This is a genomic window from Marinobacter sp. LQ44 (genome assembly GCF_001447155.2).
In the GTDB taxonomy this organism is placed as follows: domain Bacteria; phylum Pseudomonadota; class Gammaproteobacteria; order Pseudomonadales; family Oleiphilaceae; genus Marinobacter.
This window is the reverse complement of record NZ_CP014754.1, coordinates 1,959,272-1,981,781: the sequence shown is the minus strand read 5'-3', so window position 1 is coordinate 1,981,781 and position 22,510 is coordinate 1,959,272. Positions and strand designations below refer to the sequence as shown.

Annotated in this window: 26 protein-coding genes and 1 pseudogene; 19 read left to right on the top strand and 8 right to left on the bottom strand. The window is 58.5% G+C overall.

Annotation, left to right across the window (positions count from 1 at the left end):
- The first annotated feature begins 27 nt into the window (after positions 1 to 27).
- The 19 genes from ASQ50_RS09260 to ASQ50_RS09175 all read left to right on the top strand — a co-directional run bounded on the left by ASQ50_RS09260 (position 28) and on the right by ASQ50_RS09175 (position 14,535).
- Positions 28 to 1,029 carry an aromatic/alkene monooxygenase hydroxylase subunit beta gene (locus ASQ50_RS09260; RefSeq protein WP_058092975.1) on the top strand — a complete coding sequence of 334 codons (1,002 nt, stop codon included), beginning with the start codon at positions 28 to 30 and terminating at the stop codon, positions 1,027 to 1,029.
- On the top strand, positions 1,026 to 1,295 hold the full coding sequence (locus ASQ50_RS09255) for an MmoB/DmpM family protein (protein WP_046617734.1): 270 nt from the start codon (positions 1,026 to 1,028) through the stop codon (positions 1,293 to 1,295). The genes ASQ50_RS09260 and ASQ50_RS09255 overlap by 4 nt, the downstream gene beginning before the upstream one ends.
- A gap of 14 nt (positions 1,296 to 1,309) precedes the next feature.
- Complete coding sequence (locus ASQ50_RS09250; protein WP_058092974.1) at positions 1,310 to 2,845, top strand: aromatic/alkene/methane monooxygenase hydroxylase/oxygenase subunit alpha; 1,536 nt, start codon at positions 1,310 to 1,312, stop codon at positions 2,843 to 2,845.
- 72 nt (positions 2,846 to 2,917) lie between these two features.
- Positions 2,918 to 3,277, top strand: a complete 360-nt coding sequence (locus tag ASQ50_RS09245) for a phenol hydroxylase subunit P4 (RefSeq protein WP_058092973.1) — start codon at positions 2,918 to 2,920, stop codon at positions 3,275 to 3,277.
- 10 nt (positions 3,278 to 3,287) lie between these two features.
- On the top strand, positions 3,288 to 4,349 hold the full coding sequence (locus ASQ50_RS09240; protein WP_058092972.1) for an NADH:ubiquinone reductase (Na(+)-transporting) subunit F: 1,062 nt from the start codon (positions 3,288 to 3,290) through the stop codon (positions 4,347 to 4,349).
- Between the two features lie 12 nt (positions 4,350 to 4,361).
- Positions 4,362 to 4,691, top strand: a complete 330-nt coding sequence (locus tag ASQ50_RS09235; protein ID WP_058092971.1) for a 2Fe-2S iron-sulfur cluster-binding protein — start codon at positions 4,362 to 4,364, stop codon at positions 4,689 to 4,691.
- A 5-nt stretch (positions 4,692 to 4,696) separates the two neighbouring features.
- Positions 4,697 to 5,620 carry a catechol 2,3-dioxygenase gene (locus ASQ50_RS09230; protein ID WP_058092970.1) on the top strand — a complete coding sequence of 308 codons (924 nt, stop codon included), beginning with the start codon at positions 4,697 to 4,699 and terminating at the stop codon, positions 5,618 to 5,620.
- A gap of 46 nt (positions 5,621 to 5,666) precedes the next feature.
- On the top strand, positions 5,667 to 7,127 hold the full coding sequence (locus ASQ50_RS09225) for a 2-hydroxymuconic semialdehyde dehydrogenase (protein WP_058092969.1): 1,461 nt from the start codon (positions 5,667 to 5,669) through the stop codon (positions 7,125 to 7,127).
- A 7-nt stretch (positions 7,128 to 7,134) separates the two neighbouring features.
- The gene (locus tag ASQ50_RS09220; protein WP_058092968.1) at positions 7,135 to 7,995 is read left to right on the top strand and encodes an alpha/beta fold hydrolase; all 861 of its coding nucleotides are present in this window, start codon (positions 7,135 to 7,137) and stop codon (positions 7,993 to 7,995) included.
- On the top strand, positions 7,995 to 8,780 hold the full coding sequence (gene dmpE / locus ASQ50_RS09215) for a 2-oxopent-4-enoate hydratase (protein WP_058092967.1): 786 nt from the start codon (positions 7,995 to 7,997) through the stop codon (positions 8,778 to 8,780). The genes ASQ50_RS09220 and dmpE overlap by 1 nt, the downstream gene beginning before the upstream one ends.
- A 24-nt stretch (positions 8,781 to 8,804) precedes the next feature.
- Entirely contained in the window at positions 8,805 to 9,740 is a 936-nt protein-coding gene (locus tag ASQ50_RS09210; RefSeq protein WP_058092966.1) for an acetaldehyde dehydrogenase (acetylating), read from the top strand.
- A gap of 12 nt (positions 9,741 to 9,752) precedes the next feature.
- Positions 9,753 to 10,790: a 4-hydroxy-2-oxovalerate aldolase gene (dmpG, locus tag ASQ50_RS09205; RefSeq protein WP_058092965.1), complete on the top strand. Its 1,038-nt coding sequence runs from the start codon at positions 9,753 to 9,755 to the stop codon at positions 10,788 to 10,790.
- Positions 10,787 to 11,581: a 2-oxo-3-hexenedioate decarboxylase gene (gene dmpH / locus ASQ50_RS09200; protein ID WP_058092964.1), complete on the top strand. Its 795-nt coding sequence runs from the start codon at positions 10,787 to 10,789 to the stop codon at positions 11,579 to 11,581. The genes dmpG and dmpH overlap by 4 nt, the downstream gene beginning before the upstream one ends.
- A gap of 9 nt (positions 11,582 to 11,590) precedes the next feature.
- Positions 11,591 to 11,782: a 2-hydroxymuconate tautomerase gene (locus tag ASQ50_RS09195; RefSeq protein ID WP_027951160.1), complete on the top strand. Its 192-nt coding sequence runs from the start codon at positions 11,591 to 11,593 to the stop codon at positions 11,780 to 11,782.
- 37 nt (positions 11,783 to 11,819) lie between these two features.
- Positions 11,820 to 12,506: a hypothetical protein gene (locus ASQ50_RS09190; protein ID WP_058092963.1), complete on the top strand. Its 687-nt coding sequence runs from the start codon at positions 11,820 to 11,822 to the stop codon at positions 12,504 to 12,506.
- Between the two features lie 5 nt (positions 12,507 to 12,511).
- Positions 12,512 to 12,955: a GlcG/HbpS family heme-binding protein gene (locus ASQ50_RS09185; protein ID WP_058092962.1), complete on the top strand. Its 444-nt coding sequence runs from the start codon at positions 12,512 to 12,514 to the stop codon at positions 12,953 to 12,955.
- Positions 12,956 to 13,034: 79 nt separating this feature from the next.
- Positions 13,035 to 13,982, top strand: coding sequence for a ketopantoate reductase family protein (locus ASQ50_RS09180; RefSeq protein ID WP_227513289.1), 948 nt, complete (start codon positions 13,035 to 13,037; stop codon positions 13,980 to 13,982).
- Positions 13,983 to 13,991: 9 nt separating this feature from the next.
- Positions 13,992 to 14,147 (top strand): hypothetical protein, encoded by a 156-nt coding sequence (locus ASQ50_RS21425; protein ID WP_227513288.1) that lies wholly within the window; start codon positions 13,992 to 13,994, stop codon positions 14,145 to 14,147.
- Positions 14,116 to 14,535, top strand: coding sequence for a fructosamine kinase family protein (locus ASQ50_RS09175; protein WP_082888464.1), 420 nt, complete (start codon positions 14,116 to 14,118; stop codon positions 14,533 to 14,535). Before ASQ50_RS21425 ends, ASQ50_RS09175 begins: the two co-directional genes overlap by 32 nt.
- Positions 14,536 to 14,607: 72 nt before the next feature.
- On the opposite strand, the gene ASQ50_RS09170 is transcribed toward ASQ50_RS09175, so the two are convergent.
- The 8 genes and pseudogenes from ASQ50_RS09170 to ASQ50_RS09140 form a co-directional block, all read right to left on the bottom strand.
- Positions 14,608 to 15,492 carry a mechanosensitive ion channel family protein gene (locus ASQ50_RS09170; RefSeq protein ID WP_058092960.1) on the bottom strand — a complete coding sequence of 295 codons (885 nt, stop codon included), beginning with the start codon at positions 15,490 to 15,492 and terminating at the stop codon, positions 14,608 to 14,610.
- A 56-nt stretch (positions 15,493 to 15,548) separates the two neighbouring features.
- Positions 15,549 to 16,862 carry a peptidoglycan DD-metalloendopeptidase family protein gene (locus ASQ50_RS09165; RefSeq protein WP_082888463.1) on the bottom strand — a complete coding sequence of 438 codons (1,314 nt, stop codon included), beginning with the start codon at positions 16,860 to 16,862 and terminating at the stop codon, positions 15,549 to 15,551.
- Between the two features lie 129 nt (positions 16,863 to 16,991).
- Positions 16,992 to 17,318: pseudogene (locus tag ASQ50_RS09160) on the bottom strand (cytochrome P450); the annotation flags it as partial.
- 44 nt (positions 17,319 to 17,362) lie between these two features.
- A complete protein-coding gene (locus ASQ50_RS09155; protein ID WP_230715760.1) occupies positions 17,363 to 17,611 on the bottom strand; it encodes a sulfurtransferase TusA family protein in 249 nt (82 codons plus the stop codon).
- Entirely contained in the window at positions 17,595 to 17,720 is a 126-nt protein-coding gene (locus tag ASQ50_RS21630; protein ID WP_264754036.1) for a hypothetical protein, read from the bottom strand. The genes ASQ50_RS09155 and ASQ50_RS21630 overlap by 17 nt, the downstream gene beginning before the upstream one ends.
- Complete coding sequence (locus ASQ50_RS09150; protein WP_058092957.1) at positions 17,717 to 18,889, bottom strand: formate dehydrogenase subunit gamma; 1,173 nt, start codon at positions 18,887 to 18,889, stop codon at positions 17,717 to 17,719. The genes ASQ50_RS21630 and ASQ50_RS09150 overlap by 4 nt, the downstream gene beginning before the upstream one ends.
- Positions 18,890 to 18,974: 85 nt before the next feature.
- The gene (gene fdh3B, locus ASQ50_RS09145; RefSeq protein WP_058092956.1) at positions 18,975 to 19,583 is read right to left on the bottom strand and encodes a formate dehydrogenase FDH3 subunit beta; all 609 of its coding nucleotides are present in this window, start codon (positions 19,581 to 19,583) and stop codon (positions 18,975 to 18,977) included.
- A gap of 15 nt (positions 19,584 to 19,598) precedes the next feature.
- A complete protein-coding gene (locus tag ASQ50_RS09140; RefSeq protein ID WP_058092955.1) occupies positions 19,599 to 22,484 on the bottom strand; it encodes a formate dehydrogenase subunit alpha in 2,886 nt (961 codons plus the stop codon).
- Between the last annotated feature and the right edge of the window lie 26 nt (positions 22,485 to 22,510).

Genomic DNA, 22,510 nt, shown 5'->3' with positions numbered 1-22,510 from the left:
CCACAAAAACAAAACGGAAAGGTTGATATGAGTATCGAAATCAAAACCACCTCGGTGGAACCTATTCGCCAGACCTACAGCCACATCGCCCGTCGTTTTGGCGAGAAGCCGGCTACCCGTTACCAGGAAGCCAGCTACGACCTGGAAGCGAAAACCAACTTCCATTATCGCCCGCAGTGGGATGCAAACTACGAGCTCAATGACGAGCGCCGCACCGCGATCCGGATGGAAGACTGGTATGCGGTGTCTGACCCCCGTCAGTTCTACTACGGTGCCTATGTGGGTAACCGCGCCAAGATGCAGGAACAGGCTGAAACCAGCTACGGCTTCTGTGACAAGCGCAACCTGCTGACCCGCCTGCCGGAAGAAACCCAGAAGCTGTTGCTGCGCCTGATGGTGCCCCTGCGCCATGTGGAACTGGGCGCCAACATGAACAACAGCAAGATTGCCGGTGAGGCCACTGCAACAACTGTGTCCCAGATGCACATTTATCAGGCCATGGACCGCCTTGGGATTGGCCAGTATCTGTCCCGCATAGCCTTGATGATTGATGGCAGCACCGGCACCGCCCTGGACGAATCCAAGGGCTACTGGATGGACGACGAGCTGTGGCAGCCCCTGCGCAAGCTGGTGGAAGACTCACTGGTGGTGCAGGACTGGTTCGAGCTGACCCTGCTGCAGAACATCCTGATGGACGGCCTGATGTTCCCGCTGGTCTATCACAAGATGGATGAGTGGCTGGAAAGCCAGGGTGCCGAGGACGTCTCCATGCTCACCGAGTTCATGCGTGACTGGTACAAGGACACCCTGCGCTGGACCAACGCCATGATGAAAGCCGTGGCCGGTGAAAGCGACGCCAACATTGCACAGCTCCAGCAGTGGGTCGACCACTGGGAGCCCCAGGTTTACAGCGCGCTTAAACCACTGGCAGAGGCCTCGGTTGGCGTTGAAGCACTGGACGAAGCCCGGGCGGAACTGTCTACCCGCCTGAAGAAAGTCGGTCTGCAGAGCCAGGGAGTATCCGCATGAGCCAGCTCGTATTCATTGTATTTCAGGACAACGACAACGCCCGTTATCTGGCGGAAGCCGTGATGGAAGATAACCCGGAGGCAGAGCTGCAGCACCAGCCGGCCATGATCCGGATCCAGGCCGAGAAGCGCCTGGTGATCAACCGGGAAACCATGGAAGAGAAACTCGGGCGTGACTGGGACGTTCAGGAAATGCTTATCGATGTCATCAGTATTGGCGGCAACGTCGACGAAGACGATGACCACTTCATCCTTGAGTGGAAATAATCGGGAGAATCACCATGGTTGTTAAAAACAAAAAGCTGAACCTTAAAGACAAATACCAGTACCTGACCCGGGATATGGCCTGGGAGCCGACTTACCAGAAGATGGAAGACATCTATCCGGACGAGCGGTTTGAAGGCATCAAGATTGTCGATTGGTCCCAGTGGGAAGATCCGTTCCGTCTGACCATGGACGCCTACTGGAAGTACCAGGCCGAGAAAGAGAAGAAGCTGTATGCCATCTTCGACGCCTTTGCCCAGAACAACGGCCATCAGAACATTTCCGATGCCCGCTACGTGAACGCCCTGAAACTGTTCCTCAGCGGTGTTTCTCCGCTCGAGCACGCTGCGTTCCAGGGGTATGCGAAGGTTGGCCGCCAGTTCAGTGGTGCCGGTGCCCGGGTGGCCTGCCAGATGCAGGCGATCGACGAGCTGCGTCATTCCCAGACCCAGCAGCACGCCATGAGCCACTACAACAAGCACTTCAACGGCCTGCACGATGCCCCGCACATGCACGACCGGGTGTGGTTCCTGTCCGTACCCAAGTCGTTCTTTGACGATGCCCGCACCGCCGGCCCGTTCGAGTTCCTGACCGCCATCTCGTTCTCGTTCGAGTACGTGCTGACCAACCTGCTGTTTGTACCGTTCATGTCGGGTGCCGCCTATAACGGCGACATGGCTACCGTGACGTTCGGCTTCTCTGCACAGTCTGACGAAGCCCGTCACATGACCCTGGGCCTGGAGGTAATCAAGTTCATCCTGGAACAGCACGAAGACAACGTGCCCATTGTTCAGCGCTGGATAGACAAGTGGTTCTGGCGTGGTTTCCGCCTGCTCAGCCTGGTCAGCATGATGATGGACTACATGCTGCCGAACAAGGTGATGAGCTGGGCCGAGGCCTGGGAAGTGTATTACGAGCAGAACGGTGGCGCCCTGTTCAAGGATCTTGAGCGTTACGGCATTCGCCCGCCCAAGTACCAGGACGTGGCCAACGATGCCAAGCATCACCTGAGTCACCAGCTGTGGACCACCTTCTACCAGTACAGCCAGGCCACCAACTTCCACACCTGGATTCCGGAGAAGGAAGAGATGGACTGGATGTCCGAGAAGTACCCGGAGTCTTTCGACAAGTACTACCGCCCGCGCTACGAGTACCTGGCGAAAGAGGCTGCCGCTGGCCGTCGCTTCTACAACAACACCCTGCCGCAACTGTGCCAGGTGTGCCAGGTGCCCACCCTGTTCACCGAAATGGGGGCGCCCACGAAGCTGAGCCATCGCCAGCTGGTGCATGAGGGCGAGCGCTATCACTTCTGCTCCGAAGCCTGCTGCGACATCTTCAAGCACGAGCCTGAGAAGTACGTGCAGGCCTGGTTGCCGGTGCACCAGATTTATCAGGGCAACTGTGAAGGTGGCGATGTCGAGACCGTGGTGCAGAAGTACTACCACATCAACATCGGCGAGGACAATTTCGAGTACCTCGGGTCTCCGGACCACAAGCACTGGATGACCATCAAGGGCCAGAAGCCTGCGGACGAAAACCAGGACGCCGCCTGATATTGACTCGGGAGTCACCCGGAGGCCAATGGCGCCGGGCGACACACCCACAAAAACAACAAGGTGACCATCATGAGTGTAAACGCACTTTACGACTACAAGTTTGAACCGAAAGACAAGGTCGAAAACTTTCACGGCATGCAGCTGCTGTATGTCTACTGGCCCGACCACCTGCTGTTCTGCGCGCCGTTTGCGTTGCTGGTGCAGCCGGATATGACCTTCCGTGCCCTGGTGGAGGAGATCCTCAAGCCGGCCACCGCAGCACACCCGGAATCTGCAAAAGCGGACTTCCTAAATGCTGAATGGCTGCTGAACGATGAGCCGTTCACCCCGAATGCGGATGCCACCCTGAAAGACCAGGGCATTGATCACAAAAGCATGCTGACGGTTACCACGCCGGGCCTGAAAGGCATGGCGAACGCCGGATACTGAGGGCAGAGCGATGAGTCATACCGTTACTATCGAGCCGATTGGCGAGCAGATTGAAGTCGAGGATGGCCAGACCATCCTCCAGGCGGCCCTTCGCCAGGGTGTGTGGTTGCCCTTCGCTTGCGGCCACGGCACCTGCGCCACCTGCAAGGTTCAGGTGCTGGAAGGCGACGTTGAGATTGGCGACGCCTCACCCTTTGCCCTGATGGATGTTGAGCGGGACGAAGGCAAGGTGCTGGCCTGCTGCGCCACCGTGGAGAGCGACGTCACCATTGAAGCCGACATTGATGTCGACCCGGACTTCGAGGGCTACCCGGTGGAGGACTATGTTGCGACAGTAACGGATATTGTTGACCTGTCGCCCACCATCAAGGGTCTGCACCTGAAACTGGACCGCCCGATGACCTTCCAGGCCGGCCAGTACATCAACATCGAAGTGCCCGGAGTTGAGGGTGCCCGTGCATTCTCCCTGGCAAATCCGCCGGGCAAACCCGATGAAGTGGAACTGCACATCCGCCTGGTTGAGGGTGGCGCTGCAACCACCTACATCCACGAGCAGTTGAAAGCAGGCGATGAGCTGAACCTGTCCGGCCCCTACGGCCAGTTCTTCGTGCGCAGCTCCCAGCCTGGCGACCTGATCTTCATCGCGGGTGGGTCAGGGCTTTCCAGCCCGCAGTCGATGATTCTCGACCTGCTGGAGCAGGACGACGAACGCAAGATCGTGTTGTTCCAGGGCGCCCGCAACCTCGCCGAACTTTACAACCGCGAACTGTTTGAAGCACTGGATCGTGACCACGACAACTTCACCTACGTGCCGGCCCTGAGCCAGGCCGAAGATGACGCCGACTGGCCGGGCTTCCGGGGCTATGTGCACGATGCCGCCAAGGAGCACTTTGATAGCCGGTTTTCCGGTAACAAGGCTTACCTGTGTGGCCCACCTCCGATGATTGATGCCGCGATCACTGCCCTGATGCAAGGCCGGTTGTTCGAGCGGGACATCTTCATGGAGAAATTCCTGACAGCGGCCGACGGTGCGGAAGACACCCAGCGTTCAGCCCTGTTCAAGAAGATCTGACCGGGAGGTGGTATGGCCGGGTTCCAGGTGTTCAACCGCACAACGGGAGACCACTTTACCTGCCAGGACGGCCAGAGTGTGCTCAAGGCGATGGAGCAACTGGGAGTGAAGTGTGTGCCCGTGGGCTGCCGGGGTGGTGGCTGCGGTTTTTGCAAAATCCGGGTTCTGGAGGGGGATTTCGAGTGCGGCAAGATGAGCAAGGTGCATGCCCCGCCCGAAGCCGTTGAAAAAGGGGAAGTCCTGGCTTGCCGGATCTACCCGCTGACCGACTTGACCATCGAGTGTGTGCCTCTGCCGGAGGCGGCACTTGCGAAGCAAACAACAACAAAACCGTTGAGGTGACTGTCATGAAAAAAGGTGTAATGCGTCCCGGCCACGTACAGATCCGGGTTCTCGATATGGGCGAAGCCGTCAAACACTACACCGAGCTGCTGGGCATGATCGAAACCGATCGTGACGACCAGGGCCGGGTGTACCTGAAAGCCTGGACCGAGGTGGACAAGTTCTCCCTGGTGCTGCGTGAAGCAGATGAGCCTGGCTGCGATTTTATGGGCTTCAAGGTACTGGATGAAGACACCCTGGTTCAGCTGGAAAAAGACCTGGTGGCTTATGGCGTTGAGGTAGAACAGGTACCGCCGGAAGAGCTGAAAGACTGCGGTCGCCGTGTGCGGTTCACCGTGCCCTCCGGCCATGCCTTCGAGCTCTATGCCGACAAGAAGTACACCGGCAAGTGGGGCGTTTCCAGCGTTAACCCGGAAGCCTGGCCCCGCGGTTTGCAAGGCATGAAGGCCGTGCGTTTCGATCATTGCCTGTTTTATGGGCCGGAGCTTGCCGCCGTTTACGACATCTTCGTAAATGTTCTGGGCTTCGACCTGGCCGAGCAGGTACTGGACCCCGAAGGCACCCGGATTGCCCAGTTCCTGACCGTGTCTATGAAGGAGCACGACATTGCCTTCATTCACCATGAAGAGAAGGGCAAGTTCCACCACGCGTCTTTCTTCCTGGAAACCTGGGAGGACGTGCTACGGGCAGCCGACCTGATCTCCATGACCGACACTTCCATTGATATCGGACCGACCCGTCATGGCCTGACCCACGGCAAGACCATTTACTTCTTCGACCCGTCTGGCAACCGCAACGAAGTGTTCTGTGGCGGTGACTACTTCTACCCGGATCACAAACCCGTGACCTGGCAGGCCGAGCAGCTCGGTAAGGCCATTTTCTATCACGACCGGGTACTGAATGAGCGTTTCTTGACGGTGTTGACCTGATCTGAGAACGACCAAACAGGATTCAACTTTACAGGACTAGGCAGCAATGAAAGAGATCAAACACTACATCAACGGCCAATACGTCGGCTCTGCCAACGGAAAGCTGTTTGACAACGTCAACCCGGTGAACGGTAAGGTGATCGCCAAGGTTCACGAGGCTGGCCGCGATGAAGTGGATGCGGCCGTCAAAGCGGCCAGAGCCGCTTTAAAAGGCCCCTGGGGCAAGATGACCCTGGACGAGCGCACCCGGATTCTGCACAAGGTAGCCGACGGCATTAACGAGCGCTTTGACGAGTTTCTGGAGGCGGAGTGCCTGGACACCGGCAAGCCCAAGTCCATGGCCAGCCACATCGACATTCCCCGGGGTGCGGCCAACTTCAAAGTCTTCGCCGACATGGTCAAGAACGTGCCGGCGGAATCCTTTGAAATGGCCACACCTGATGGCAGCGGTGCGCTGAACTACGCCGTGCGCCGTCCCAAGGGTGTGATTGGTGTGATCAGTCCCTGGAACCTGCCGTTGCTGCTGATGACCTGGAAAGTGGGTCCTGCGCTGGCCTGTGGTAACACCGTGGTGGTCAAGCCGTCGGAAGAAACCCCGACCACCACCGCTCTGCTGGGCGAAGTGATGAAGGAAGCCGGCGTGCCGGATGGCGTTTACAACGTGGTGCACGGCTTCGGTGGCGATTCCGCCGGCGCCTTCCTCACGGCCCACCCGGACGTAGACGGCTTCACCTTCACCGGTGAAACCGGCACCGGCGAAGTGATCATGAAAGCGGCCGCCAAGGGCATCCGGGATATCTCCCTGGAACTGGGTGGCAAGAACGCCGGCCTGGTGTTCGCAGACTGCGATATGGACAAGGCCATCGAAGGCACCATGCGCTCTGCGTTCGTCAACTGTGGCCAGGTGTGCCTGGGCACCGAACGAGTCTATGTGGAACGTTCCATCTTTGACGAGTTTGTGGCACGCCTGAAAGCGGAAGCGGAAAAGCTGCGTATCGGACCGCCCGATGACGACAAGGCCAATTTCGGCCCGCTGGTCAGCCTGAAGCACCGTGAAAAAGTGCTGTCCTACTACCAGAAAGCCGTGGACGACGGCGCCACGGTGGTGACCGGTGGCGGTGTACCCGACATGCCGGAAGAGTACGCCGGCGGTGCCTGGGTGCAGCCCACGATCTGGACCGGCTTGCCGGACGATTCGGCGGTGGTTACCGACGAAATCTTCGGCCCCTGCTGCCACATTCGCCCGTTCGACAGCGAAGAAGAAGCCATCGAGCTGGCCAACAGCCTGCCCTACGGCCTGGCGTCTGCGATCTGGACCGAAAACGTCAGCCGCGCCCACCGGGTAGCAGGACAGATTGAAGCCGGCATCATCTGGGTGAACAGCTGGTTCCTGCGGGACCTGCGCACGCCGTTTGGTGGCAGCAAGCAGTCCGGTATCGGCCGCGAGGGCGGTGTGCACTCCCTGGAGTTCTACACCGAAATGAAGAACGTCTGTATCAAACTGTGAGGCAGCCATGAACGCACCTGTAGACAGCCCTGAAATCGGGCGCGAGATTACCGCCGCCGGCTACCGGACCAACCTGCACGATCATGGCAAAGGCGGATTTCCGCTGATGATGATCCACGGCTCCGGCCCCGGCGTGACCGCCTGGGCCAACTGGCGCCTGGTAATCCCCGAGCTGGCCAAGCATCGCCGGGTGATCGCGCCGGACATGCTGGGCTTCGGCTACAGCGAGCGCCCGGAAGACCAGATCTACAACCGTGAGCGCTGGGTGAAACATGCCATCGGTGTGCTGGATGAACTGGGCCTGGAACAGGTGGACCTGGTGGGTAATTCCTTTGGCGGTGGCCTTGCCCTGGCCTTGGCTATTGAGCACCCGCAACGGGTACGCCGGCTGGTGTTGATGGGGTCTGTCGGTGTCAGCTTCCCGATCACCAAGGGCCTGGACGAAGTCTGGGGTTACCAGCCCTCGCTGGAAACCATGCGCCGGTTGATGGATGTATTTGCCTTCAACAAGGGGCTGTTGACCGACGAACTGGCAGAAATGCGTTACCAGGCCAGCATTCGCCCCGGTTTCCAGGAATCCTTTGCCGCCATGTTTCCGGCTCCGCGCCAGCGCTGGGTGGACAACCTGGCCAGCAACGAAGACGACATCCGGGCCCTCAATCACGAGACCCTGATCATCCACGGTCGCGAAGACGAAGTGATTCCCCTGGAGGCCTCCTACAAGCTGGCGGACCTGATTGACCGTGCCCAGTTGCACGTGTTCGGCCGCTGCGGCCACTGGACCCAGATTGAACACGCCGACCGGTTCGCCCGGTTGGTCAACGATTTCCTGAACGAAGCGGATCAGGCCGCTGCCGGAGACAAGTAATGGATAAGCAGAAAATCCAGCAGTTCGGCGACGAACTCTATGAGGCGATGGTCAAGCGGGAAGCCGTTTCGCCGCTGACCAGCCGTGGCGAAGACATTAGCATTGACGATGCCTACCACATCTCACTGCGCATGCTCGAGCGCCGGCAACAGGCCGGTGCCCGGATCATCGGCAAGAAGATCGGCGTCACCAGCAAGGCAGTGATGAACATGCTGAATGTACACCAGCCGGATTTCGGTTACCTGACCGACGACATGGTGTTCAACAGCGGTGAAGTGGTGCCTATCAGCGACCGCCTGATTGCCCCACGTGCCGAAGGCGAAATCGCCTTCATTCTGAAGAAAGACCTGACCGGCCCAGGCGTGACCAACGCCGATGTGCTGGCGGCCACCGAATGCGTCATGCCCTGTTTCGAAATCGTCGATTCCCGAATTCAGGACTGGAAGATCGCCATTCAGGACACCATCGCCGATAACGCCTCCTGTGGCCTGTTTGTGCTCGGTGACAACGCCGTCTCCCCCCGGGATGTTGACCTGGTGACCTGCGGAATGGTGGTGGAAAAGAACGGTTCCATCATCAGCACCGGTGCCGGCGCCGCTGCATTGAGCTCTCCGGTGAACTGCGTGGCCTGGCTGGCCAACACCCTGGGTGAGTTCGGCATTTCCCTGAAGGCAGGTGAAGTCATCCTGTCAGGCTCCCTGGTACCGCTGGAGCCGGTGAAAGCCGGTGACACCATGCGTGTGGACATTGGCGGGATTGGCAGCGCGTCTGTGCGCTTCGTCTGATCCGGACCGAAAGAGGACAAGATTATGAGCAAGAAACTGAAAGCCGCCATCATCGGTTCGGGCAACATTGGCACCGACCTGATGATCAAGATTCTGCGTAACGGGAAGAATATCGAGATGGGCGCCATGGTCGGCATCGACCCGGAATCCGACGGTCTGGCCCGCGCCAACCGCATGGGCGTCGCCACCACCCACGAAGGCGTGGACGGACTGGTGAAAATGCCGGAATTTGCCGACATCGACATCGTGTTTGATGCCACCTCCGCCGGTGCTCACATGCACAACGAAGTGTTCCTGCGGGGCCACAAGGAAAGCCTGAAGATCATCGACCTGACGCCGGCGGCCATCGGCCCCTACTGCGTCCCGGTGGTGAACCTGGAGCAGAACCTGCAGGAAGGTAACGTCAACATGGTCACCTGCGGTGGCCAGGCGACGATTCCCATGGTGGCTGCCGTCTCCCGCGTGGCCAAGGTGCACTACGCCGAAATCGTGGCGTCGATTTCATCGAAGTCCGCCGGCCCCGGCACCCGCGCCAACATCGACGAGTTCACCGAAACCACCTCCAAGGCCATCGAAGTGGTCGGCGGCGCCCAGAAGGGCAAAGCCATCATCATCCTGAACCCGGCCGAGCCGCCGCTGCTGATGCGCGACACCGTGTACGTACTGTCCGACGCCGCCGACCAGGCGGAAGTGGAAGCGTCTGTAGAAGAAATGGTGCAAGCCGTGTCTTCCTACGTGCCCGGCTACCGCCTCAAGCAGAAAGTGCAGTTTGACGTGATCCCGGAAGACCAGCCCATGAACGTCCCAGGCCTGGGTCGTTTCAGTGGCCTGAAAACCTCCATCTTCCTGGAAGTCGAAGGCGCCGCCCATTACCTCCCGGCCTACGCCGGCAACCTCGACATCATGACCTCCGCTGCCCTGGGCACCGCCGAGCGCATTGCCGAGTCACTGATCAACTGAGGAGATTGAACCATGACTGTTAACCCTGGCAAGAAACTCTACATCTCCGACGTGACCCTGCGCGACGGCAGCCACGCCATCCGTCACCAGTACAGCATCAAGAATGTGCAGGACATCGCACGGGCCCTGGACAAGGCGAAAGTCGATTCCATCGAAGTCGCCCACGGCGACGGCCTGCAAGGCTCCAGCTTCAACTACGGCTTCGGTGCCCACACCGACCTGGAGTGGATCGAGGCGGTGGCCGAAGTGGTCACCCATTCCCAGATCGCCACCCTGCTGCTGCCGGGTATTGGCACCGTCCACGACCTGGACAACGCCTACAAGGCCGGCGCCAGAATCGTGCGTGTCGCCACCCATTGCACCGAAGCGGATGTCTCCAAACAGCACATCGAACACGCCAGAAAGCTCGGCATGGATACCGTCGGCTTCCTGATGATGAGCCACATGCAAACCCCGCAAGGGTTGGCTGAACAGGCAAAACTGATGGAAGACTACGGCGCTACTTGTCTGTACGTGGTCGACTCCGGCGGTGCCATGAACATGAACGACATTCGTGACCGCTTCCGGGCCCTAAAAGACGTTCTGAAGCCGGAAACCCAAACCGGTATCCACGCCCACCACAACCTGGCCCTGGGTGTGGCCAATTCCATGGTGGCGGTGGAAGAAGGCTGTGACCGCATCGATGCCAGCCTCTCCGGCATGGGCGCTGGTGCCGGCAACGCGCCGCTGGAAGTGTGCATTGCTGCCTTCGACAAGCTGGGCTGGAACCACGGTACTGACGTGTACGCCCTGATGGACGCGGCCGACGACATCGTACGCCCGCTGCAGGACCGCCCGGTTCGCGTCGACCGCGAAACATTGGCCCTGGGCTATGCCGGAGTGTACTCCAGCTTCCTGCGCCATTCCGAAGTGGCGGCGCAGAAGTATGGCCTGAAGACCGTGGATATTCTCGTTGAACTGGGCAAGCGCCGGATGGTGGGTGGCCAGGAAGACATGATCGTGGACGTGGCGCTGGACCTGCTGAAGGCGCAAGAGGAGCAAAAGGCATGAGCAAGACCCTGACTAATGAACAGATGCTGGCCCTGGCCGAGCACGTAGAAAATGCCGAACTGAAAGCCCACGACATCACCAAGGTCACCAACGATTACCCGGATATGACCTTTGAAGACGCCTACGACGTGCAGTGGGAAATCCGCCGTCGTAAGGAAGCTCGTGGTAACAAGGTAGTTGGCATGAAGATGGGCCTGACCTCCTGGGCCAAGATGGCTCAGATGGGTGTGGAAACCCCCATCTACGGCTTCCTGGCGGATTACTTCAGCGCACCGGACGGCGGTGTGGTCAAAACCAAAGAGCTGATCCACCCGAAAATCGAAGCCGAGATCGCCTTTGTGACCAAGGCGCCATTGCACGGCCCGGGTTGTCATATCGGTGACGTACTGGCGGCGACGGATTTCGTGATCCCGGCGGTGGAAGTGATCGACTCTCGCTACGAGAACTTCAAGTTTGACCTGGTGAGCGTGGTGGCCGATAACGCCTCCTCCAGCCGTTTCATCACCGGTGGCACCATGGCCAACGTGGCCGACCTGGACCTGAAAACTCTCGGGGTAGTAGTCGAGAAGAACGGTGAGATCGTCGATGTTGGCGCCGGTGCTGCGGTTCTGGGCCACCCGGCCTCCAGCGTCGCCATGCTGGCTAACCTGCTGGCCGAACGGGGCGAACACATCCCGGCTGGTACCTTCATCATGACCGGTGGCATCACTGCGGCGATCGCCGTGGAAGCCGGTGACAACATCAGCGTTCGCTACCAGGGCCTGGGTACTGTCACGGCCCGGTTCGAATAAGGAGGCTCTATGCCCGTTGCTCAAATCAACATCCTGGAAGGTCGTACCGACGAGCAAAAGGAGATGCTGATCCACGAGGTAACCGACGCCATTGTCCGTTCCCTCGGAGCGCCGGTCGAAAGTGTGCGTGTCATTCTCAACGAGATGCCCAAGCAACATTTCGGCATCGGCGGGCAGTCGGCGAAAAAGCTGGGGCGATAAGCCCCGGCGATGATTGCGGATTTTAAGGAGAAGGCACATGAGCAAACTTCCAGTGTTATTTGTCTCCTGCGATGCGGACAACATCCAGTCCCGGGAACAGGCCGGCTCAGGGCCTGCACGGATGATCTGGGGCAAACAGTACAAAAGCGTGGTGGTGATCAGCTCCAGTGCCGGCCAAAATGCCCCGGAAATCCTGCAGCTTAAAGGCAACGGTTCCACCGCGGGCAGGATAAAGGCGTTGCTCTCAGACCAGGGTTTTGAGCCGGAAGTGCATTCACGGGACGTATCGAGCAGGCACCAGTTGTTCCGGGTGCTTCTGGCAGAGGAGCCGGGGGAGTTAACGGAACTCATCCTTAATACCGGTATGAGTGAGCTTGAATACCGGCGAGTCGGGCGGTGTCTGGAGGTGCTTCGGGAACAGGATGTCCTTGTGATCTGCCTCGATGACAAGGCTTGCCATAGAGAGGCAGACGGTGTTTCCCTGCACGACCGGCATTTGAGGGAGTTGCTCAGTGCCTGGGCACAGGATCAGCAGTGGGGGGCCGTGATGTCGTTCAAGGGTGATGCTGCGGGCTCCGCCCAAACCAATCGCCTGGATGACCCGACGGTTTGCCTGCTCAATGCCGCGTTTAGTCTGGGGGGCTCGCAGTTCCCGCAACGGATGTTCAGCAGTGGCATGAACAATGCGGCACAGATGCTGTCGGGTTTCGGCTGGATGAGATAGCAACCATGGATAACAACCAGCAATTCACACTCGTACAACCCTCGTTTTCTTTGACTGAGCAAGCGTCGTTAAGCCTGCTTCAGGCGGCCGTCAACAAAGCGAGTGGGCTGGGCATCAAGGCGACGGTGTCGGTTGTCGATGCCTCAGGGCGTCAGTTGGCCTTCCTTAAAATGGCGGGCTCCTTTCTCGTGTCTTCCGAGCTGTCGCAGAAAAAAGCCATCACGGCGGCAGGTATGGGCCTCAACACGGTAGATCTTGAAAACGTGCTGGCTTCAGCCCCTGCCCGGGTGCTGGATGGCCTGAACCAGGCCGGCGACTTCACCGTGATTGGCGGCGGCGTACCGCTGTACTGGGAGGGCGTTCTGGTGGGCGGCATTGGGGTATCTGGTGGCAGTGAGGATGAGGATATCGAATGCGCCCTTTCTGCAGCGGAGGTGCTGACGAGCTGACGGCGCTGCGGGCCTGATATACTCTGGGCAGCTGTCCCTGAACTCTCTCTGACCAACATCCTGACGTATCGAGGTTGCAGTGGCTGCATTAAAGATTCTGATGATCGGTGCCGGCGGTATCGGAGGCTACTACGCCGCAAGGCTGGCTGAAGCTGGCCACCAGGTTGTACTGACGGCTCGCGGCAATCACCTTCAGGCACTGAAAGCGGATGGCCTGACCGTTGATTATGAAGGGCAGGTGCTCCGGCATGGTCTTCCTGCCTGTGATCATCAGACGCTCATTCGGGATTATCATCCGAATGATTTTGATCTGGTTGCCATTGCTCTAAAATCCACGGCGACCGGTGCCGTCATGACCGAACTTTGCGACTGGCTGAGTGCCGGTTCCGCACCGGTGCTGTCATTGCAGAATGGCGTTGATAACGAACCCTTGATTGCCGAAGTCGTGGGTGAGGCGCGTGTGCTCGGTGGCCTTGCCGTGCGCATTGGCGGCCATATAACTGAACCCGGTAAGGTGTTTGCCGAAGGCGTGGCCCAGATCGTGATGGGCGCCTGGCCCGCACAACAACCGAAAGTCGACCCGCGTGCGGATCTTCTCAAGGTTCTGGAAGTTGCTTTTAACGAAGCCGGTATTCCCACCACTGTGACCGAAAACATCCGGTATGAACTCTGGCGCAAGCTGGTTATCAACAATGGAGTGAATCCGTTGTCAGCGCTCACTCATCTGGATACCCGCAGCCTGACTCATCACCCTGAGTTCGGTAAGGTGGTGTACGGCATGATGGCGGAAACCGTGAAGGCGTCTGAAGCGGATGGCGTAAACCTGACCCAGAAGGACCTGGATGACATGTTCGAGCTGATCAGCAACTTCAACGCCATCAAAACCTCCATGCTGGTGGACAAGGAAAAAGGCCGCCCGCTGGAGCTGGACAGCATCGCCGGGGCCGTGCTGCGCCGGTGTGAGCAACTGGGCGTAGACGCGCCGTATACCTTTACCGTGAATGCCTTGCTGCGCCAGCAGCAATAGGGCACCGATATGTTTGTCAAAACCAACACCACCGGATTTTCTGATGCATTAACCCGCGAGGCGGAGGGGCTCGAAAGCCTTCGCGAAGCGTTGGTGCAGGTTGGTGTGGAGCATTTGAGAATTCCGCAAGTGGCTGAGGTCGATCAGCACCAGCTGGATTGCTGATCCGGTTATTCGAGAAAGATTTCAACGCGTTCTTGACCAAAGTAGCGCTGCGCTTACCCGCTGGCTGGACAGCCATTGCGAGCACCCCAGCCTTCTGCACGGTGATTTGTGGAATGGCAACGTGTTGTTCGATTACGACGGCCCTTGGTTAATTGACCCTGCGGTGTACCAGGGTGACCGGGAAGCGGACATTGCCATGACGGAAATGTTTGGCGGCTTTGGTGCGGCCTTTTATAGCGCTTATGACAGTGTTTATCCTCGCTCAGAGGTCTATACCACCAAACGCGAGATCTATAACCTCTACCATTACCTGAATCACTATAACCTCTTTGGCGCCGGCTATCTGGGGGGATGCGAGCGGGGTATGAAGTTAGTTGCGAGGGTCTGACCAGCAGATGCGACCACTGAAAGCAGATCAAAACGACAAGGTTCGACTATTTTTGACAACTGGAAGTTTGAACTATTCCTTCGAGGGTTTGCTTGTTTCGGGCTCTGCTTCCTTGGCAGAAAAATCATTGTTCAGAAAAACCTCTGACAGAATGGCCTGCTCGATATAACTGCGTTGCCCAGTGCGGGTGGGTAATCGGACGGTTAGATGAATCTCTCCGGCGGCTGGAGCCTGGATCGTGACCCTGGGATCGACAGAGGGCACCTCCAGTCCTCGGGCCGTACCCACTTTGCTCATGTACTTGCGGGCAGTATCCAGGTACGGCTCGCAGTGGTGGTTTGCGGCATTTAACAGGGCCTCCCGGGCCGCTGGCCAGTTATCTTCGCGTTTGAAAGGCACAGTAAAGACATGGAAATCCCAGTGGTCGGTGAAGCTCTCATTGGTGACTGGCTCCGATACAAACAACGCATTGGGCAACACGATCATCCGCCCGGTGCGCTGATGGCTGGCCTTGCCGGGCCCAACTTCCAGCAGCGTGGTGGTCAGCAGGGTCTGGTCGATCACATCACCCCGAAAGTCCTTTACCTGAATACGATCGCCAATGCTGAATGAGCCGGCACCGCCTTTGATAATGGAGCCGGACACACAAAGAATCAGTTCCTTGGTGGCCACCACAAACGCTACCGCGATGGCGACAATCGACAGGGCCAGGGAGCGAAGCTGCTCGCCCCAGATAAAGACCAGGCCGAACACCGCCAGTAACACCAGTGCGTTTCGGGAATTGACCAAAAGCCGGCCGCGCAGTTCAGAAGACGCCACGTTGCGCCGGATAACCCCTGCGATGACAACCCTGAGGGCAATCACACCAAGGATCAGGAGCGTGGTGCTGATCAGCAGTGGTAAGACGGACTCCGGCAGGCTGAGGTTGTCTGGAAACCAGGCCAGGCTTTCGGGCATAGCTAGTATCCCTGGGCTATAAGCGGTTGATGGTTACCCGTGCTGAAAGGTCGGGTTCAGTCAAACGAAACCCGAGCACCCGCCAACATCAGATTCGAACGACTACCCGCCCGCTCCATAACAGCGAGTTTGTAGGAAGCGTCCTCTTTGAACGCTTTGGCGTGTTCACTGGGGATGTCCGCTGCAGTAGGTATATCTGCTTTCAGAGGATTCACCGGCCGTCCATTCACATGCAGCTCAAAATGCAGGTGAGGGCCGGTGCTGCGCCCGGTGTTGCCAGACAGCGCAATTCTCTCACCCCGCTGAATGGACTGTCCTTTCTTGACCAGAATCTTGTGCAGATGCAGGTAGCGGGTTTTGTAAGCGTTGCCGTGGTCGATGTCGATGTACTTGCCTGCGAAAGGATGGTTACCTACTCGCTGCACGATGCCATCGCCGGTACTGAAAATGGGGGTGCCAATGGGGGTGGCCAGATCAACGCCGTTGTGCGGAGAGATACGACCGGTTACCGGATGTTTCCGCCTCGGGTTGAAGTGGGAGCTGACCCGATAGGAGGTTTGCGTGGGCCAGCGGCGAAACGCGGGCAGCACACTTTTTCCGTTTTGGTCGTAGTAATTGCCGTCCTCAAACCGGAACGCGGTGTGTGTGCGACTCCCCCGCTTCAGCGAAACCGCTTCAACCCGGGTTTTACCGGTGCTTTGATCATCGGTCATTTCATGGCTGATGATGACGGCAAACTGGTCGCCGGCACGTAAATCCCGCCGGAAATTCAGGCGGTGTTCAAGCAACTGGTTGACCGAGGCGATCTGGTGCGCGGTGAGCCCTGCTTTTACCGCAGAAACGTAGAAGCTGCCTTCAATGGAACCCCTCAGCACTTCAGACACCCAATGAGTGTCTGCTTCCATCCGTCGGTATTCGAACTGGTCATCGTCGGTGCGGGTATAGAAAACGGTTCGGGCGGAATCAAGCACAAGGGCAAGCTCGGTGAACCTGTCCTGATCGTCAAAGGTCAGCCGCAGCTGGGTGCCGGGTTGCAGGGTTTCCAGGGCCAGGTATTCCACATCCGTTTCCATGATTTTGTACAGATCAGACGTGGGCGCCCCGTGGCGGCTGAAAATACTGCTCAGGGTATCGCCGGGCTGAACTTCGTGGTGCTGGGTGCGGGTGTCTGAACGGGATTCGGCAAGCGTATCGGGCAGCGTCTCAGCGCTGGCAGAGGGATCTGTAGGGGTAACCAGGGGCTCAACCGGAAGGGCGGGTATCTTCGCGGATGAGCTTTGCGTGGACCAGAAGCTGGCAATCAGCACCATGAGCACGGTGATGCCAAGCAGCACCTTGTGAGTTGGAGTGAATGCCTGTTGCTTTGCCATCGTTCAATAAACCCCGCTCGCCCTGAAACCGTTCCGACAAGCTTTAAACCTGATTGCGTACTGCACGCCCTGCGGGCATGCTCCGAAAGCAGTTTAACAGGTGATGCCCATCCGGTGTTAACCCTCCTTCAGTATCTCCTCCCATAAGATCCTGAGCTGCAATTCTGCCAGGCGGTTACCCATGCAGCGGTGCACGCCGAAACCGAAGGAAAGATGCTTACGCACGTTTTTCCGATCAATAATGAACTGGTCCGGGTCTTGCTCGAAGGCTCGTTCGTACCGGTTGCCTGAGGCGTACCACATCACCACCTTGTCACCCTGTTTGATGGTCTGGCCGTTGAGTGTTACGTCCGGTTTGGCCGCTCGGCGCATGTAGGCCAGGGGTGTTTGCCAGCGGATGATCTCGGACACCATATTGGGAATCAGCTCGGGATTCTGTTTGAGTTTTGTGAACTCCTATCACAAGCGTGATCGCCGGGGCCGACGCGGTGGGCTTGGTCTCAGGCGAGGCAAATGCGATAACGGATCACACCGTTATCTTCCTCGTGGACCGATTCAATCCTGTGGCCCGTGATCTCGCACAGCGCCTGTAAATCGCGACGGCCGCTGACATCATCCGCCAGGAATTCCACCCGGGTCCCACTGGGCAGGTTCTGCGTGCGTTTTTTGAAACGCAAAACCGGAAGCGGGCATACCAGACCGACAGCGTCGATCTGGTATACCTCTGTCTCGTCAGTCAAGGCGCACACTCGTGGAGCTGCCTTGTTCCGCAGAGGACCAGCCAAACTGGTTCAGTACCACCGGCGCACAAAAAGCAATGACCAGGGCCACGACAAACGCGGCTGCCATAACTTTCATGATGAACCCCCTTTGCCTTGTTTCGCTTCAACCTCTTCCACCCACAGGTCGTGATGCTGGCGGGCCCATTCACGGTCAACCTGGCCGTTGCCCATGGCATCAAACGCGCCTTCCATGCCAACCGAGCCGATGTAGATATGGGCGATGATGGCCACCATCATCGCGAAGGCAACGATTGAGTGCCAGATATTGGCGTATTGCATTTCTTCATGGGGTGTCAGCGCGGTCGGGAGGTCGGTACCGATAACGCTATTGATGACGCTGAAGGTGCCGGCGAACATGGGCATTTCAAACGGGAACAGCAGCGACAGGCCTGACAGGGACACAGAGACACCCAGCAGCATCACCGTCCAGAAAATGACCTTCTGGCCGGCATTGAACTTCTTCGAGGAGGGGTGGGACTTGGTGAAGATGCCGCCGCCCGCCTTGATCCACTGCCAGTCCAGCTTGTTGGGTATGTTGTGCGCTACCCACATGCAGAAGGTCATTATCAGGCCCAGCATAAAGGCCCAGGCAATGTTGTTGTGCAACCACTTGGAGCCCACGGCGAGGGTTGAATAGGCCTCGTGACCGATGACCGGAATCAGGAAACTTCGCCCCATCAGGGTGATCAGGCCGGTCAGGGCCAGGGCGATAAACGAACCCGCCAGCAGCCAGTGACCAAAGCGTTCGATGGCTTTGAATCGTTCGATTTTGGTGCCGGAGGGGCCGCCGTCAATCATGATCTTGCCGCGAACAAAGTAGAACACCACCAGCAGCAGAATGATGCCCAGAAGGGCGCCACCGCCGTAAGTGATCATGGGGCCTTCCCGGAGCTTGTACCAGGGCATGCCGCCGTCCTGAATCAGCACATCGGCCCCGGGGCCCCTGGCCTGGGTTTTGATATCGCTCTGGTTGTAGCGGATGCCCCGCCAGACATCGGAGTCTGACACGCCGCCCCGGGTGCCCAGTTGCTCCGTGATCGGCTTGGCGTTGGCCGGGTTGCCGAGGTTTTCAGACCGGAACGACTCGTCCATTTTCAGCTGTTGCTGGCGAGCCATGATATCTTCGAGGGTTTGCGCGCCCCCGGTCGCGGTTCGATCAACCGCCGGAGCATTATCCGCCCAGGCAGGGTTGAAAAGCAGTGTCGCCATTGCAAGCAGGGCGGCACCCAATAGTGTTGTTTTCATCAGAGTGCTCCAGCGGAATGGACCAAAAGAAGACGTCGCCGCAATCAGTTCCGGGGCCCTGGGGCCCCGGAATTGTCCGGCGGGCTTAAGCGCCCTTCTTCTCGTAAGCTGTGCCCCATCCCCAGGCGCCGGAACCGAAACCGCGGTTCACCACTCGCTGGCGATAGATGTCCGAAACCGTGTTGCCATCACCGGCCAACAGGGCTTTGGTTGAGCACATTTCCGCACAGAGCGGCAGCTTGCCCTCTGCAATACGGTTGCGACCGTACTTGTTGAACTCCGTGGTTGAATGGTCTTCCTCAGGACCACCTGCACAGAACGTACACTTGTCCATCTTGCCCCGGCTGCCAAAGTTGCCCGCCTGGGGGAACTGGGGCGCGCCGAAGGGGCAGGCGTAAAAGCAGTAGCCACACCCGATGCACAGGTCTTTGGAGTGCAGCACGATGCCGTCTGCGGTCTGGTAGAAGCAGTCTGTTGGGCAAACGGCCATACAGGGCGCGTCTGAACAGTGCATGCAGGCTACCGAGATAGACCGCTCACCGGGTTTACCATCCTCGATGGTGACCACGCGGCGGCGGTTAATGCCCCAGGGGACTTCGTGCTCGTTCTTACAGGCTGTCACGCAAGCATTACATTCGATGCAGCGCTCGGCGTCACAAAGGAATTTTGCTCTTGCTTGTCCTTCAAGTGCCATGGTCTACACCTCTTGTTATGCTGGTTCGATGGCACACAGGGTGCACTTGGTCTCTTGCATCTGCGTGACCGAGTCGTACCCGTATGTCTGAACGGTGTTTGTGGATTCACCCAACACGATCGGATCGGCACCCTCAGGGTATTTATGCCGACGATCCTCGCCTTGCAGGTGACCGCCGAAGTGGAACGGCATGAAGGCCACGCCTTCGCCAACCCTTTCGGTAACCATTGCTTTTACCTTGATGCGCGCGCCCTCCGGGCCAGACACCCAGACATCCCTGCCATCGCGAATGTTCAAGTTATTGGCGTCGCGTGGATTCACCTCTATGAACATGTCTTGCTGGAGTTCTGCCAGCCAGGGGTTTGACCGGGTTTCGTCGCCGCCACCTTCGTATTCCACCAGTCGGCCAGAAGTCAGAATGATGGGGAAGTCCTTGCTGAAGTCGTTCTTCTGAATCGACTCGTACATGGTCGGCACACGCCAGAAGGTCTTGTCGGCGTAAGTTGGGTAGTCTTCCACCAGGTCGCGACGGTTGGTGTACAGCGGTTCGCGGTGCAGTGGCACGGGGTCCGGGAAGTTCCAGACGATGGTGCGGGCCTTGGCATTACCGAAGGGCGCGCATTCGTGCTTGATGGCCACCCGCTGGATACCGCCTGACAGGTCCGTTTTCCAGTTCGCGGTTGGTCCGCCAACAGCTTCGATGGCAGCCCGTTCCTCTGCGGTCAGATCGCTGTCCCAGCCCAGATCCATCAGCATTTGCATGGTGAATTCCGGGTAACCATCCTTGATTTCGGAGTCTTTGGAGTAGACACCGTCTGCCAGAATGTTCTGACCGTTGTGTTCCACCCCGAATCGCGCCCGGAAGGTGAGGCCGCCCTTGGAAACCGGCACCGACATGTCATACAGCACGTGGGTTCCCGGGTGGTTCATCTCCGCTGTGCCCCAGCAGGGCCAGGGCAAACCGTAGGTGTCTCCATCACAGGGTCCGCCCACTGCGCGCAAGGTGGTCTTGTCGAAGTGGTGCTGATACTGCATGTGTTTTTTCAGGCGCTCTGGCGACTGGCCGGTGTAGCCAATGGTCCACATGCCACGGTTGAACTCGCGGGTGATGTCCTCAATCAGTGGCTCGTTGCCCTCAATGGCGATATTGCGGAACATGCGATCGGTGAAGCCAAACTTGTCCGCAAGGAGCTTCATGATTTCGTGGTCGACCTTTGAATCGAACAGAGGCTCAATCACTTTTTCACGCCACTGCAGAGAACGGTTCGAGGCGGTCACCGAACCCGTGGTTTCGAACTGGGTGGTGGCGGGTAGCAGGTAAGCGCCTTCTTTACGATCATGGAGTACCGCTGACACCGTCGGGAAGGGGTCAACCACAACCAGCAGGTCGAGCTTTTCCATGGCCTCTTTCATTTCCAGCATCCGGGTCTGCGAGTTGGGCGCGTGGCCCCACAGCACCATGGCCCGGGTGTTGTCGGGTTGCTCAAGGTTCTCCTTGGCTTCCAGAACGCCGTCAATCCAACGGGATACCGGGATACCCTTTTCATTCATCATGGCCCGGGATTTGCCATCTTTGTCCCAAGTGGCAAAACGACCCTTCAGCCAGTCCATGTCCTCTTCCCAGACCCGTGCCCAATGGGCCCAGGAACCGGCGGTCAGGCCGTAGTAGCCGGGCAGGGTATCGGCCAGTACGCCCAGATCGGTTGCGCCCTGTACGTTGTCGTGGCCGCGGAAAATGTTGGTGCCGCCGCCGGCTACGCCCATATTGCCCAGAGCCAGTTGCAGTACGCAGTAGGCACGGGTGTTGTTGTTGCCGTTGGTATGCTGGGTACCACCCATGCACCAGATCACCGTGCCCGGGCGATTGTTGACCAAGGTACGGGCAACCCGCTCCAGTTGCGCTCCGGGTGCACCGGTTACTCGCTCTACCTCCTCGGGGTTCCAGCGTTTAACCTCTTCGCGAATCTGCTCCATGCCATAAACGCGGGTGCGGATAAACTCTTTGTCTTCCCATTTATTTTCGAATATGTGCCAGAGAATGCCCCAGATCAGCGCGACGTCTGAGCCTGGGCGGAAGCGCACGAACTCGTCGGCATGAGCGGCCGTTCGGGTGAAGCGTGGATCGCAGACAATCAGTGGTGCGTTGTTTTCTTCCTTGGCTTTAAGAATGTGCAGCAGCGATACCGGGTGTGCTTCGGCCGGGTTGCCCCCTATCAGGAAGATGGCCTTGGAATTGTGGATGTCGTTGTAGGAGTTGGTCATCGCCCCGTAGCCCCAGGTATTGGCTACACCGGCAACGGTGGTGGAGTGACAGATCCTGGCCTGGTGGTCGACGTTGTTGGTGCCCCAGTAAGCGGCAAACTTCCGGAACAAATAGGCCTGCTCGTTGTTGAACTTCGCGCTGCCGAGCCAATAGACGGAATCCGGGCCGCTCTCGTCGCGAATCTGGAGCATCTTGTCGCCAATCTCGTTGATGGCGTCGTCCCAGGAGATCTTCTGCCACTGACCGTTCACCATTTTCATGGGTGACTTCAGACGGCGCTCACCGTGGGCATGCTCCCGTACCGAAGCGCCTTTGGCGCAGTGGGCGCCCATGTTGAAGGGGCTGTCCCATCCAGGCTCCTGACCAATCCAGGTGCCGTTCTGAACCTCCGCTTCCACCGTGCAGCCTACCGAGCAGTGGGTACACACGGATTTTCTGCGAACGACGTTTCCGCCTTCAGTCGATGGCGTTGAGGCCTGTACCCGTGTGGTTGGTAACGACAACGCAGCCAGCCCGCCCACGGCAACTCCGGAGGCGGTCAAAAAGCCCCGTCGGTCCATGGTGGTTGCAGCGAGGGATGAAAGTAAAGAACCCGCCCGGGGGCCTTTCGCTACCCCGTTGGTTTTCTTCCTTAACATGTCCAATACCTCTCTCTTTTATTGTT